Annotated in this window: 12 protein-coding genes; 10 read left to right on the top strand and 2 right to left on the bottom strand. The window is 61.5% G+C overall.

The window, feature by feature from the left end; all coding sequences use genetic code 11:
- Positions 1-22 precede the first annotated feature (22 nt).
- Genes C5750_RS19905 through C5750_RS19920 form a run of 4 tightly spaced genes read left to right on the top strand, consistent with a single transcriptional unit; the run spans position 23 to position 5,091 of the window.
- The gene (locus C5750_RS19905; RefSeq protein WP_105735968.1) at positions 23-1,051 is read left to right on the top strand and encodes an HlyD family secretion protein; all 1,029 of its coding nucleotides are present in this window, start codon (positions 23-25) and stop codon (positions 1,049-1,051) included.
- Complete coding sequence (locus C5750_RS19910; protein ID WP_105735970.1) at positions 1,048-2,820, top strand: ATP-binding cassette domain-containing protein; 1,773 nt, start codon at positions 1,048-1,050, stop codon at positions 2,818-2,820. The genes C5750_RS19905 and C5750_RS19910 overlap by 4 nt, the downstream gene beginning before the upstream one ends.
- Entirely contained in the window at positions 2,817-3,962 is a 1,146-nt protein-coding gene (locus C5750_RS19915; RefSeq protein ID WP_105735971.1) for an ABC transporter permease, read from the top strand. Before C5750_RS19910 ends, C5750_RS19915 begins: the two co-directional genes overlap by 4 nt.
- 7 nt (positions 3,963-3,969) lie before the next feature.
- The gene (locus C5750_RS19920; RefSeq protein ID WP_105735972.1) at positions 3,970-5,091 is read left to right on the top strand and encodes an ABC transporter permease; all 1,122 of its coding nucleotides are present in this window, start codon (positions 3,970-3,972) and stop codon (positions 5,089-5,091) included.
- 5 nt (positions 5,092-5,096) lie between these two features.
- Here C5750_RS19920 and C5750_RS19925 read toward each other — a convergent pair whose 3' ends face one another.
- Positions 5,097-5,678 carry a TetR/AcrR family transcriptional regulator gene (locus C5750_RS19925; RefSeq protein ID WP_105735974.1) on the bottom strand — a complete coding sequence of 194 codons (582 nt, stop codon included), beginning with the start codon at positions 5,676-5,678 and terminating at the stop codon, positions 5,097-5,099.
- Between the two features lie 168 nt (positions 5,679-5,846).
- On the opposite strand from C5750_RS19925, the gene C5750_RS19930 reads away from it, so the two are divergent.
- A complete protein-coding gene (locus C5750_RS19930) occupies positions 5,847-7,067 on the top strand; it encodes an efflux RND transporter periplasmic adaptor subunit (RefSeq protein WP_105736159.1) in 1,221 nt (406 codons plus the stop codon).
- 38 nt (positions 7,068-7,105) lie between these two features.
- Positions 7,106-10,327, top strand: coding sequence for an efflux RND transporter permease subunit (locus C5750_RS19935; protein WP_105735977.1), 3,222 nt, complete (start codon positions 7,106-7,108; stop codon positions 10,325-10,327).
- 248 nt (positions 10,328-10,575) lie between these two features.
- On the opposite strand, the gene C5750_RS26395 is transcribed toward C5750_RS19935, so the two are convergent.
- Positions 10,576-10,854 carry a hypothetical protein gene (locus C5750_RS26395; RefSeq protein WP_130502121.1) on the bottom strand — a complete coding sequence of 93 codons (279 nt, stop codon included), beginning with the start codon at positions 10,852-10,854 and terminating at the stop codon, positions 10,576-10,578.
- 108 nt (positions 10,855-10,962) lie between these two features.
- Between C5750_RS26395 and C5750_RS19940 the strand changes: the two genes are divergently transcribed.
- The 4 genes from C5750_RS19940 (at position 10,963) to C5750_RS19955 (ending at position 13,435) form a co-directional block, all read left to right on the top strand.
- Positions 10,963-11,220, top strand: coding sequence for a hypothetical protein (locus C5750_RS19940; protein WP_105735979.1), 258 nt, complete (start codon positions 10,963-10,965; stop codon positions 11,218-11,220).
- A 111-nt stretch (positions 11,221-11,331) separates the two neighbouring features.
- On the top strand, positions 11,332-11,646 hold the full coding sequence (locus tag C5750_RS19945) for a hypothetical protein (protein WP_105735981.1): 315 nt from the start codon (positions 11,332-11,334) through the stop codon (positions 11,644-11,646).
- Positions 11,647-11,819: 173 nt separating this feature from the next.
- Positions 11,820-12,467, top strand: coding sequence for a VOC family protein (locus tag C5750_RS19950; RefSeq protein WP_105735983.1), 648 nt, complete (start codon positions 11,820-11,822; stop codon positions 12,465-12,467).
- Between the two features lie 110 nt (positions 12,468-12,577).
- Complete coding sequence (locus C5750_RS19955) at positions 12,578-13,435, top strand: protein-methionine-sulfoxide reductase heme-binding subunit MsrQ (RefSeq protein ID WP_105735985.1); 858 nt, start codon at positions 12,578-12,580, stop codon at positions 13,433-13,435.
- Positions 13,436-13,439 lie beyond the last annotated feature (4 nt).

The following is a 13,439-nucleotide window of genomic DNA, read 5'->3' on the forward strand; positions in this document are numbered from 1 at the left end:
CGGGCGGCCTGTATGATGGCGCATGAGCAAAATTCTTCGCATTCTCATTTCGCTGATCCTCATTGCCGGCCTTGGCGGAGCAGCCTGGTGGTACTACCGCCCCTCGTCCGGCAATGACGCACTGACGCTGTACGGCAATGTCGACCTGCGGCAGGCATCGCTTGCCTTCAACGGATCGGAGCGGATTGCCGAGGTGCTGGCCGAAGAAGGCGATGTGGTGGGCAAGGGCCAGGTGCTGGCGCGGCTCGATACCAGCCGCCTTGCCCCGCAGGTGCAGCAGGCGGAGGCAACGGTTGCCGCCCAGCAGGCCGCGCTGCTCCAGCTGAAAAATGGCAGCCGGCCCGAGGAAATCGCCCAGGCACGCGCCAATCTGGCGTCGGCGCAGGCCGATGCGCTGAACGCCAAGGCGCAGTTCGAGCGCCAGAGCGTACTGACGGCGAACGCCACCGCCAGCAAGCAGGACCTTGATACGGCGCGCGCGGCGGCAGCGGTTGCCAACGCCAAGGTGGACGTGGCGCAAAGTGCGCTGGCGCTGGCCATCGCCGGGCCGCGCGTCGAGGAAATCAGCCAGAGCGAGGCGCAGTTGCGCGGCAGCGAGGCGCAACTGGCGCTCATGCGCCAGCAGCTTGCCGATGCGCAGCTGTTTGCGCCATTTGAGGGTGTCGTGCGCTCGCGGCTGATGGAACCGGGCGAGATCGCCGCGCCCGGCAAGCCGGTGTTTTCACTGGCAACGCGTGGCACGAAATGGGTGCGCGCCTATGTCTCCGAAACCAATCTCGGCCATCTGCGCCCCGGCATGCGGGCCAGGATCACCACGGACAGTTTTCCCGATCAGCCGCTGGACGGCTGGGTCGGCTTCATCTCGCCGGTGGCGGAGTTCACCCCGAAAACGGTGGAGACGACGGACCTGCGCACCAGCCTCGTCTATGAGGTGCGTGTCTTTGTCGAGGACCGGAAGGATGTGCTGCGGCTCGGCATGCCCGCCACGGTGCAACTGCTGCCGGAGGCCGCGCCGCACACGGCGGCACCCGAAACGGACACAAAACCATGACCGCCGCCGCGCCAGCCTCCCCCGTCACGGCGCGGTCCATCCACAAGACGTTCCACCGCGATACCGGCGAAACGGTCAAGGCGCTCGACGATGTCTCGTTTGAAGCGAGGCACGGGACGGTGACCGCCCTTGTCGGGCCCGACGGCGCGGGCAAGACGACGGTCCTGCGCCTGATGGCCGGGCTGATGGCGGCGGAAAGCGGCGAACTCAAGGTGCTCGGCATCGATGTCGCCGCCGATCCGCAGGCGGTGCAGAACCGTATCGGCTACATGCCGCAGAAATTCGGGCTCTATGAGGATCTGAGCGTTCAGCAAAATCTCGATCTTTATGCGGAGCTGCACGGCATCACCCCGGACCAGCGCCGCGCGATTTATCCGCGGCTGATGGACATGACCAATCTTGGCCGCTTCACCGACCGGCTGGCGGGAAAGCTCTCCGGCGGCATGAAGCAGAAGCTCGGCCTTGCCTGTACGCTGGTGCGCTCGCCCGAGCTGCTGCTGCTCGATGAGCCGACCGTCGGCGTCGATCCGCTGTCGCGGCGGGAATTGTGGGAGATCGTGCTCAAACTGGTGCGCGAAGACGGACTGACAGTCATCGTCAGCACCTCCTATCTCGACGAAGCCGAGTTCTGCGACCATGCGGTCGTCATGCATCTGGGCAAGGTGCTGGCGCAGGGCAAGCCCGACGAGATCACCGCCCGCGCGAAAGGCAATGTGTTCATCGCCGCGCCGCAGGACGGCATGAATGCCCGCTCGCTGCAGGCGCGGCTTTTCCGCCATGACGGCGTGGTGGATGCCGTGCCGGAGGCAGGCAAGGTGCGCATCGTCCGGCAGCCGGGTTTCAAGGGTAAACTCAGCGTCGACGGCCGGCCGGTGGCACTGACCGCAACGCCGCCGCGCTTCGAGGACGGCTTCATGGTGCTGTTCAGCGCCGTGGCGGGCGAAGGCCATTCCAGCAGCCTGGAGCTGCAGCGCTCGGCAGACCCGGCACGCAGGGACGAAATCTCCGTCGAAGTGCATGATCTCGTGCGCATGTTCGGCGATTTTGCCGCCGTGAACCACGTCAGTTTCCAGGTGAAGCGCGGCGAGATCTATGGGCTGCTCGGCCCGAACGGCGCGGGCAAGAGCACGACATTCCGTATGCTGTGCGGACTGATTCCTGCAACCAGCGGAACATTGCAGGTTGCAGGCGCGGATTTGCGCACGGCGCGGGCGCAAGCGCGGCAGAATCTGGGCTATGTCGCGCAGAAATTCTCGCTCTATGGCGACCTCTCGGTGGACGAAAACCTGGATTTCTTCGCCAGCGCCTATGGCCTGCGCGGTGCGAAAAAGCGCGAGCGCATCGACTGGTCGAAGCAACAGTTTGAACTCGGTGAACTGGCGACACTGCCGAGCGGCCAGTTGCCCGGCGGGTTCAAGCAGCGGCTGGCCATGGCCGCTGCGCTGTTGCACGAACCGGATATCCTGTTCCTCGACGAGGCGACGAGCGGCGCCGATCCCCTCGCCCGGCGCGAATTCTGGGGGCGCATCACCGCGCTGTCGGAGCAGGGCGTGACGGTCATCGTCACCACCCATTTCATGGAGGAAGCGGAATATTGCGACCGGATCATGATCATGGACGCCGGGCGCAACCTTGCCGAGGGAACGCCCGCAGACATTCGCGCCCACGCCAAGCCGCAGGCCGGACGCGAGCCGAATATGGAGGATGCGTTCATCGCCATTGTCGAGGAATCGCGCAGCGCCGCTGAAGTAAGGGGCAAGGCCGCATGAGCACGCCCGCCCCGGTCCAGCATCATGGCAGCCTGCGGCGCATTCTGGCGCTGGTGCGCAAGGAGTCCTGGCAGGTGATCCGCGATCCCAGCAGCATTGCGGTCGGCATTGTCATGCCGATGATGCTGCTGATCCTGTTCGGCTACGGCCTGTCGTTCGATCTGAAGAACCTGCCGGTTGCCCTTGTCATGGAAGACAATTCGGCAGAGGCGCGCGGCGCGGTGTCGGGGTTCGAGCTTTCGGACTATTTCCAGACCCATCCGGTCAAGACCATGGCGGAAGCCGAGCGGCTGCTCAAGGACAAGACCGTCAGCGGCATCGTGCGCATTCCGCCGCAATTTGCCCGAAACGTTGCGCTGGGCAATGGCGACATCCAGATCGTCGTCAACGGCACCGACGCCAATACGGCACGCATCTCGCTGGCCTATGCGCAAGGGGCGGTTGCCACGTGGCTGGCGCGGCAGGCGGCGGAAGGCAGGATCACAGGCAATGGCGCTTCCGTGGATATACAAACACGTCTCTGGTTCAACGAAGCCAATGAAAGCAGCTATTTCCTCGTGCCGGGGCTGATCGTGCTGGTCATGACGCTGATCGGCGCGCTCCTGACCGCGCTCGTCATGGCACGGGAGTGGGAGCGCGGCACTTTCGAAGCCCTGTTCGTTACACCGGTGCGGCCCGTCGAAATCCTGCTCGGCAAGATCATTCCCTATTTCATTCTCGGTATGCTCGGGCTGGCATTGTCCGTCGCCGGCAGCCAGATCCTGTTCCATGTGCCGCTGCGCGGCTCACTGTGGATACTCGTCATCGTCTCGATGCTCTATCTGATCGTGGCGCTCGGCATCGGCCTGCTGATCTCGTCGGTGACCAAGAGCCAGTTCGTCGCCAGTCAGGTCACCCTCGTCGTCACCTTCCTGCCTGCAATGATGCTGTCCGGCTTCATGTTCGACATCCGTAGCATGCCGCTCGTCATCCAGTGCATCACCTATATTTTCCCTGGCCGCTATTTCGTCAGCGTGCTGCAGACCCTGTTTCTCGCCGGCGATATCTGGGGGGTGATCCTGCCCAACGCCGCGGTGCTCGCGGTGATGGCAACGGTGCTGATGGCCGCGTCCGTGCGGGCAACACGCAAGAAACTCGGGTGAGGCAGCCATGATCCAGTCGCTCTTCCGCATCATCGCCCTTATCCGCAAGGAACTGCTGGCCATGCTGAAAGACCCCAAGAGCCGCATCGTTTTGGTGGTGCCGCCCATCATGCAATGCCTCGTGTTCGGCTATGCCGCAAGCTACGACCTCAACGATGTGCCCTACGCCCTTCTCGATCATGATCACAGCGCCGCCTCCATCGCGCTGGCCGCACGGTTCGATGGTTCCGCCACCTTCACCCGTGTGGCGACGCTGCAGCGGACAGGCGATATCGCCGGTTACATCAACAACAGGCGCGTTCTATTGGTGCTCGTCATCGATCAGGATTTTGAAAAGAACCTGATGGCCGGAAAACCCGCCCAGTTGCAGGTTATCGCCGACGGGCGCAATTCCAACACGGCGGGCACGGCGCAGGGCTATGTCAGCGCCATCGTGACCGATTTCACCCATCGCTGGCGCGCGGAGAACGGCCAGGCCGCCAATACCGGAATCACCGTGACGACACGCGCCTGGTACAATCCGAGCCTCGAGACGCGCTGGAACATGATCCCCTCGCTGATCGGCACCATCACCATGATGATGACGATGATGCTGACGGCCATGTCCGTGGCGCGCGAGCGCGAGGCGGGGACGCTCGACCAGTTGCTGGTGACGCCCTTCCGCCCCTCCGAAATCATGGTGGGCAAGGCCCTGCCGTCGATGATGGTGGGAACCACCCAGGCGACGCTCATCCTGCTCGTCGCGCAGCTGTGGTTCCAGATACCCTTCGCCGGGTCCTATCTCATCCTCTATATGGGATTGATCCTGTTTCTGGCGGCGGCCGTCGGCATCGGGCTTTTCCTGTCATCGCTGGCCGCCAACATGCAGCAGGCGATGATCTTTTCCTTCGTACTCCTGATGCCATTCATGCTGCTGTCGGGCCTGACAGCCCCCATCGGCAACATGCCGGATATCCTGCAGTATTTCACGCTGATCAATCCGCTGCGCTATGCCATCAGCATCACGCATCAGGTCTATCTGGAAGGCGCGGGCATTCGCCAGCTCCTGCCGGAAATGCTGGCACTCATCGGCATTTCGGTGGTGACACTGCCGGTTTCGTCGTGGCTGTTCCGCCACCGTCTGGTTTAGGTGCTTTAGCCCGGCCAGCAGCGCATGGCGATATCAATCAGCCTGTAAAGCTCTTCCCGCGCGGTTCCGCTCGATGCCTGTACCGCGGTACCTTGGGATATGGTCATGATGAACCGGGCGATGTCTTCCGCATCGCACTCGGTTTTGAGGTCACCCTCGCGCTTCGCCCGGGCAAAACGCCGCGCCAGCGCCTTCTGGCCCATATTGCGCTTTTCGATGATGGTCTTCTGGATGGCGGCGGCGGCATCGCTGCAGCCCATGGCCGCATTGATTCCCAGGCACCCCGAGGGGTTGCAATCGCAGGTCTGCGCGTCGGCAAAGCCGTGCAGAATATCCATGGCGACGGTGCGTGCATCCGGTTGTTCCAGCGCTTTCCAGAAAAACGCCATGTAATTCTGCTCATAGCGCTCGAGCGCCATGCGGAACAGTTCTTCCTTGTTGCCGAAGGCGCCATAGAGACTTGGCTTGGTGATACCCATGCCGTCGGTCAGGTCTGTGATGGATGTGCCCTCGTAGCCCTTGCGCCAAAAAAGTTCGAGCGCAGTCTGCAGTGCCTCATCGGCATCAAATTCCCTCGGCCGTCCCATGGACAAGACTCCCTAGAAGAAATATACCGCTCGGTATAAAATCCAATTGACAGCCGCTGTACCGCAGCCTTATATCTCGTTTTATACCGATCGGTATCGATCGTCAACGATCGAATTTGGTTTAGCCACTCCCAATGGCGATACAACTTTCAAAGCAGGATGACCACGATGTCAATCAGCACTTATAAAAGATCACTCTATGCCGGCGGCTTTATTGTGGCGCTCGCAGCCGCGGGCTCCACCCAGCTGTTCGACCTTGGCAAGAGCCATGCCGAAACCAGCAAACAGGCTGCTCCCGTTGCAACCCCGGTTTCCGTTGCCATTGTCCAGCCGAAGCTCATCACCCGGTGGAGTGAATTCTCCGGACGTCTCGAAGCCATTGACCATGTCGAGCTGCGCTCGCGCGTCGCCGGGGCGATCCAGTCCGTCGCTTTCAAGGAAGGCGCTCTGGTCAAGCAGGGCGATCTTCTCGTCAAGATCGATCCGGCGCCCTATGAAGCAGAGGTCGCCCGGGCAAAGGCCGCCGTCAGCGCCGCCGAATCAAAACTGTCCTTCGCCAAGAACGAACTGGAACGCGGCAAGCGCCTGATTGATTCGCGCACCGTGTCCCAGAGCGATTATGACCAGCGCAGCAATGTGCAGAGCGGCGCTCAGGCCGATCTCGAAGCCGCTCAGGCCGGTCTCAAGACCGCCATGCTCAACCTCGGTTACACCGAAATCCGCGCGCCCATCAGCGGCCGCGTCGGACGCATCGAAATCACCGCCGGCAATCTGATCGCCTCCGGCCCCAGCTCGCCGCTTTTGACAACCATCGTCTCGATCAGCCCGATCTATGCCAGCTTCGAAGCCAATGAGAACACCGTGGCCCAGGCCCTTGCCGACCTGCCGCAGGGTCTCAACAGCCGCGATTTCTCCGACCGCATCCCCGTCGTCATGGACGTGTATGGCCAGAACGACGTGAAGGGCAAGCTGCAGCTGATCAACAACAGCGTCGATGTCGCCAGCGGCACGGTCAAGGTGCGGGCGGTGTTTGACAATGCGGACGGCAAGTTCATGCCGGGCCAGTTTGCCAAGCTGCGCATGGGCACGGCCAATGAGAAGCAGGAACTGCTTGTCGATGAAAAGGCCGTCGGCACCGACCAGAGCAAGAAGTTCGTCATGGTGGTCAATGACAAGAACATCGTCGAATACCGCGAGATTTCGCTCGGGGCACCGGCAGAAGGCCTGCGCATCGTCACCAGCGGCCTGCAGCCGGAGGAAAAGATCGTCGTCAACGGCCTGCAGCGGATTCGTCCCGGTTCGCTCGTCGCTCCTGAAATGGTCGCCATGGGCACTGCAGCGCACAATTTGCAGGCCTTGGCCACCGATCCGGCCAAGACACAACAGTAATCGCATCAAAGCCCCGCAACGGGCAGGCGGATAGTGATATGAATATCTCCAATTTCTTCATCGACCGCCCGGTCTTCGCGGGCGTTCTGTCTTTCGTGATTTTCCTTGGCGGCCTGATCGCGCTGACGGCCATGCCGGTTTCGGAATATCCGGATGTCGTGCCGCCATCCATCGTGGTGCGGGCGCAATATCCGGGTGCCAACCCGAAGGTCATTGCCGAAACCGTGGCGACGCCCATCGAGGAACAAATCAACGGCGTCGAAGGCATGCTCTATATGGGCAGCCAGGCCACGACCGACGGCCAGATGACCCTGACCGTGACCTTCGCCATCGGCACCGACCCCGACAAGGCACAGCAGCTGGTGCAGAACCGTGTGTCGCAGGCGGAACCCCGCCTGCCCCAGGAGGTGCGCAGCCTCGGCATCACCACGGTGAAGAGTTCACCGGACCTGATGCTGGTGGTCAATCTCATCTCGCCCAACAACCGCTATGACATCACCTATCTGCGCAATTACGCGCTGATCAACATCAAGGACCGGCTCGCTCGCATCAATGGTGTCGGCGACGTGCAGCTGTTCGGTTCGGGCGACTATTCCATGCGCGTGTGGCTCGATCCGCAGAAAACAGCGGAACTCGGCCTTTCGGCAACGGATGTCCTCAACGAAATCCGGGCGCAGAACGTCCAGGCCGCCGCCGGCGTCATCGGCGCCTCCCCTAGCCCCAACGGCGTCGACCTGCAATTGTCGGTCAATGCGCAGGGCCGCCTGCAGACCGAGGAAGAATTCGGCCAGATCATCGTCAAGACCGCTGCCAATGGCGCCATCACGCATCTGCGCGATATCGCCCGCATCGAGCTTGGCGCTGCCCAGTATTCCCTGCGTTCGCTGCTCGACAACAAGCAGGCCGTCGCCATCCCCGTTTTCCAGGCGCCGGGCTCCAACGCCATTCAGATCGCCGACCAGGTGCGTGCGGTCATGGACGAGATGAAGCTGACCATGCCGGAAGGCGTCAGCTACGAGATCGTCTATGATACGACGCAGTTCGTCCGTGCTTCCATCGAGGCCGTCGTGCATACGCTGCTGGAAGCCGTGGTGCTCGTCGTTCTCGTGGTCATCCTGTTCCTGCAGACATGGCGCGCCTCGATCATTCCGCTGATTGCGGTTCCAATCTCGATCATCGGCACATTCGCCGTCATGCATCTCTTCGGCTTCTCGGTGAATGCGCTGAGCCTGTTCGGCCTGGTGCTCGCCATCGGTATCGTCGTGGATGATGCCATCGTGGTGGTGGAGAACGTCGAACGCAACATCGAAAACGGCCTGGCGCCACGCGCGGCGACCGTTCAGGCAATGCGCGAAGTGTCGGGTCCGATCATTGCCATCGCGCTGGTGCTGGTTGCGGTTTTCGTGCCGCTGGCCTTCATCAGCGGCCTGACCGGGCAATTCTACCGGCAGTTTGCGCTGACCATTGCCATCTCGACCGTCATCTCCGCCTTCAACTCGCTGACCCTGTCCCCGGCCCTCGCCGCCCTGCTTCTGAAAGGCCATGACGAGCCGAAGGATGCGCTGACGCGGTTCATGGACAAGACGCTGGGCTGGCTGTTCCGCGGCTTCAATGCGGTGTTCACGCGCGGCGCCAACGGCTACAGCCGCGGCGTGACCGCGGTCATCTCGCGCAAGACCGTGATGATGGGCATCTATATCCTGCTGATCGGTGCGACGGCCTTCATGTTCAAGAGTGTTCCCGGCGGGTTCGTGCCGCCGCAGGACAAGCAGTATCTCGTCGGCTTCACCCAGCTGCCGGATGGTGCAACGCTTGACCGCACGGAAGCTGTCGTTCGCCGCATCGGTGACATCGCCCTGAAGATTCCGGGCGTGCAGAGCACCATTGCCTTCCCCGGCCTGTCGATCAACGGCTTCACCAACAGTTCCAATGCCGGTATCGTCTTTGTCTCGCTCAAGCCATTCGAGGAGCGCAAGACGCCGGACCTGAGCGCCGGTGCGATTGCCAAGGCGCTGAACATGCAGTTGTTCGGCATCAAGGAATCGTTCAGTGCTGTCTTCCCGCCGCCACCCGTGCAGGGCCTGGGCGCCATTGGCGGCTTCAAGTTCCAGATCGAAGACCGCAATGGCCTCGGCTATCAGGCGCTGGACGATGCCACCAAGGCATTCCTTGCCAAGGCGGCCACCGCTCCGGAACTCACCGGCCTGTTCTCCAGCTATCAGATCAATGTTCCTCAGCTTTACGCCGATGTGGACCGTGCCAAGGCACGCCAGCTCAACGTTTCGCTGCCGGAAATCTTCAACACGCTGCAGATCTATCTCGGTTCCGTCTATGTCAACGACTTCAACAAGTTCGGCCGCACCTATTCGGTCCGCATGCAGGCCGATTCCGGCTTCCGGGCGAAGGCGGAAGACATTGGCGACCTGAAGGTCCGCTCGGGGTCGGGTGAAATGATCCCGCTATCGGCCCTGCTCAAGGTGGAGTCGAGCGCTGGACCCGACCGCGCCATGCGTTACAACGGCTTCCTTGCCGCCGATGTGAACGGCAACGCAGCGCCTGGTTTCTCTTCCGGACAGGCGCGTGCTGCCGTCGAACGCATCGCCGCCGAGACCTTCCCGGCCGGCATCGGCTATGAATGGACGGAGCTGACCTATCAGGAGATCATTGCCGGCAATTCCGCCTATCTGATCTTCCCGCTGTCGATCCTGCTGGTGTTCCTGGTGCTGTCGGCCCAATACGAAAGCCTGTCCCTGCCGCTGTCGATCATCATGATCGTTCCGCTCGGTTTGCTTGCCGCCCTCTTCGGCGTCTGGCTGACGGCCGGTGACAACAACGTCTTCACGCAGATCGGGCTAATCGTGCTTGTGGGTCTCTCCGCCAAGAATGCCATCCTGATCGTGGAATTCGCGCGGGAACTGGAGTTCGCGGGATCGACGCCGTTCAAGGCGGTGATCGAAGCCAGCCGCCTGCGGCTGCGCCCGATCCTGATGACCTCGCTTGCCTTCATCATGGGCGTGGTTCCGCTGGTCACGTCGACGGGTGCAGGTTCGGAAATGCGCAGCGCCATGGGCGTGGCGGTATTCTCGGGCATGATCGGCGTGACGCTGTTCGGCCTGTTCATGACACCGGTCTTCTACGTGCTCGTTCGCGCGATGACCGGCAACCGGCCGCTCAAGCATGCGAGTCAGGGAAGCCACTTCGATGGCGAATCGGGCCACAATTCGGCCACGGTTCATCCCGCCCCGGTTCCGGCCGAGTAGAAAAACACGCGCGGTGTGCAGGTTTTCCCGCCTGTGCACCGCGCGAATCAAGTCACTGAAACCACATTGTTTTCTTCTGCATTGACCGGCAAAAACCCCACCAAATGGGCCGTTCACAAAGACGTTTGGCACCGGAAAGTGCTTTTTGGGGTGACAAAAAGTTTCAAACTGTTACAGTTGCGTGACCAAGCCGACTATCGGCACTGACGAGCATGACCGGGTTTCGCGTTCCGCGGAGGTCGTTTAAATCAGGAGCAGACTTTGACAAGCGTTGCACCAGCCAATGACAACAGAAAGATCAGCGACGGGTTCTTCCCTCTGGTCGTGTTCCTTGTGGTCACCGAAATTGCAGCCACGGTGCTGCTGACTTTGCCAAATTGGTATTGAAACCCAAACCGGCGGAAACCAACATGTCCATCCTGCCCCTGCTGGCAGGAATGATCATTATCGTGATGCTCGCCGGGGTCCTCGTCATCTGATTGAGCCTTCTTTTTCAGGGTATTTCGTTTATCCGGCAATTCCTCCATGCAATCAATCAATTGGGATAACACGGGCGGGTGCTCTGTGATAATCTCGGTGCATTGAATTGATTTGGTCGCCGTCTTTCACCTCATAACGGCGACATGGAGAGCCCGATGAAACGTGCAACCTGTTCCGTGTTGCTTCTCATTCTGTTCGTTGCCGGATGCCAGACCATTACCCCGGAAGAGCGCCGCGCCATCGATGGCCGGACCTGTTCGTCCTATGGTTTCAAGCGGGGAACGGACGCCTTTTCCCGCTGCCTGCTCGACCTGGAGCTGGACCGCCGCGCCACAAACCGGGCCCAATTCGACGACATGCGGTTCAATTCGCCACCCCTGATTATCTATGGGGGCCGCCATTACCGCTGGTAAGATATAAACAGGGACAGCGATGTCCCTTGACGGGTTTTGAAACTTCACGAAAAGGTCGTGAACTCTTTTGGCACCCGTCAAAACACAGACGAATCAAAAAGGACATTATTGATGCGAAGCCTGTTTTTTGCCGTAGCGGTGGCTGCGGGTCTTTTTGCTGCTGAAAGCCAGGCACAAGGTACGCCCAATGCCACTGCCCCCGCTGCCAACACCCCGAGTGCCACTGCGCCAGGCGCCAATGCCCAGGCCACACGCTCCCGCTCCGAACAGGATGCCATGTCCACGCGCATCCGCAAGAACCGCCCCGCCAAGCGGACCTATGCGCGCGAAGAAAGCCGGCGGCAGCTGACGGCGGAATATAATCGCCGCGCCCGGGTTTTTGGCCGGGCCAGCGCCGACCGCTGGCTGGCGACCCAGCGCCCCTGACCACCATTGCCTCCCGCGCATCTGCCGGCCCCCCGCCGGCGGATTTTTTGTGTTGCCGGCCCGTCTTGACAAAGGCCGCCCGTTCGCACGACTATTGCCGGGCTGCGTAGGGCGCATCGGCACGAGGCCGAAAGGGCAATGCCCGCCTGCGTCAATTGACAACAGATGCGCCAATGCCGAACCTCGAAAACCTCAGAAAGCAAGCCAAGCAGTATCTGCGCTGGCATCGTGAACGGTATCATCCCGTTGCCGCCGAAATTCGGGCCGCCCTGCCGCGGTTCCGGCATCTCGATGACAATGATGTGCTGGATGCGCCATTCAGGCTCAGCGATGCGCAGGAACTTGTGGCACGCCAGCGGGGTTTCGAAGGGTGGCAGGCGCTCCTATCAGGAGCCCAGACCATGAGCACACCCAGCCAACAACCCGCGCCGCGCGCCGTCCTCAGTTCCATCGCTGCCCAGCTTTTCGTCGCCGATATCCAGCGGTCATGCGACTTCTATACCGGCAAGCTCGGCTTCGCCGTTGATTTCCTCTATGGCGAACCACCCTTCTACGGACAGCTCGGCCGCGACCGGGCCAAGCTTGCCTTGCGGCTGGTCTGCGAGCCCGTCTTTAACGGCGATATCCGCAGCCGGGAACATCTGCTTTCCGCCGCCATCGCCGTCGACAGCGCCGCCGAGATCAAGCAGCTCTTTCTCGATTTCCAGGCGGCGGGCGTGTCCTTTCACCAGACGCTGAAGAAGGAACCGTGGGGCGCGCGAAACTTCATCGTGTCCGACCCGGACGGCAACCTCATTCTGTTTGCCGGCCCGGCAGACTGAGCGGCGGGATGGCCTGCTCCACATATCCCGGCATTTTCACGGCTTGTTGTCTTGTCAGCGCCGGATTCCTGTGGATGTAAGGAACCATGTGATCAGGGAAAAGCAGCGGCGTGAGCAAGTTTCCATGGAATGACCGGGCAGGAAAACTGTCGGCCATCAAAATCGCAGCCCTCCTTGCTGCCTTTATCCCCCTGGTGTTCATCACCACGGGCTATAAGGTCAATATTCTCGGACCGCGGCCCATCACGGAAGCCATCCACCAGACCGGTGACTGGGCGATCCGCTTTTTCCTGATCTCGCTCGCCATAACGCCGCTGCGCCATATCACCCGCTGGAACAGGCTTATCCTGATCCGGCGTATCCTTGGCCTCACCGCCCTCGCCTATGCGGCCCTGCATTTTTCGCTCTATATCGCCGACCAGAACGGCAATCTGCTGCGGGTGGCCAGCGAGATCTGGCTGCGCATCTACCTGTTGATCGGCTTCACCGCATTGCTTGGCCTGGTTGCGCTCGGCGTGACCTCCACCGATGGCATGGTCCGCCGCATGGGCAGGAACTGGAACCGGCTGCACGCGCTCGCCTATCCGCTGGCGGCGCTCGGCGTCCTGCATTTTTTTATGCAGTCGAAGGCGGATGTCACGCAGGCAACGCTGATGGCGGGTTTTCTCATTGTGCTTCTGCTCTACCGCTTTGCCCATGCGCGGGGGTTTGCCCTGTCTTCGCCGTGGACGCTGCTTGCCATTGCCGTGCTGGCTGCGCTTGCAACCGCGCTTGCCGAATATGCATGGTTCGCGCTCGCCACCCGAATTCCGCCGACGCGGGTGCTGCTGGCCAACCTTTCCTTCGCCTATTCGATCCGCCCGATGTGGTGGGTGCTGGCGGCGGCGCTGCTTCCGGCCCTATGGGTTGGCATAAAGCCGGCGGCAGACCGGCAGGCGCGCAAACTCAATCCTGTTACACCGAAATAACAGA

Source organism: Phyllobacterium myrsinacearum (assembly GCF_002980555.1).
Taxonomy (GTDB): Bacteria; Pseudomonadota; Alphaproteobacteria; order Rhizobiales; family Rhizobiaceae; genus Phyllobacterium; species Phyllobacterium myrsinacearum.

Coding starts and splice junctions, on each gene's coding strand:
- C5750_RS19915 (WP_105735971.1), top strand. CDS start 2,817: ATGAGCACGCCCGCCCCGGTCCAGCATCATGGCAGCCTGCGGCGCATT.
- C5750_RS19935 (WP_105735977.1), top strand. CDS start 7,106: ATGAATATCTCCAATTTCTTCATCGACCGCCCGGTCTTCGCGGGCGTT.
- C5750_RS19950 (WP_105735983.1), top strand. CDS start 11,820: ATGCCGAACCTCGAAAACCTCAGAAAGCAAGCCAAGCAGTATCTGCGC.
- C5750_RS19930 (WP_105736159.1), top strand. CDS start 5,847: ATGTCAATCAGCACTTATAAAAGATCACTCTATGCCGGCGGCTTTATT.
- C5750_RS19910 (WP_105735970.1), top strand. CDS start 1,048: ATGACCGCCGCCGCGCCAGCCTCCCCCGTCACGGCGCGGTCCATCCAC.
- C5750_RS19940 (WP_105735979.1), top strand. CDS start 10,963: ATGAAACGTGCAACCTGTTCCGTGTTGCTTCTCATTCTGTTCGTTGCC.
- C5750_RS19905 (WP_105735968.1), top strand. CDS start 23: ATGAGCAAAATTCTTCGCATTCTCATTTCGCTGATCCTCATTGCCGGC.
- C5750_RS19925 (WP_105735974.1), bottom strand. CDS start 5,678: ATGGGACGGCCGAGGGAATTTGATGCCGATGAGGCACTGCAGACTGCG.
- C5750_RS19945 (WP_105735981.1), top strand. CDS start 11,332: ATGCGAAGCCTGTTTTTTGCCGTAGCGGTGGCTGCGGGTCTTTTTGCT.
- C5750_RS26395 (WP_130502121.1), bottom strand. CDS start 10,854: ATGGAGGAATTGCCGGATAAACGAAATACCCTGAAAAAGAAGGCTCAA.
- C5750_RS19920 (WP_105735972.1), top strand. CDS start 3,970: ATGATCCAGTCGCTCTTCCGCATCATCGCCCTTATCCGCAAGGAACTG.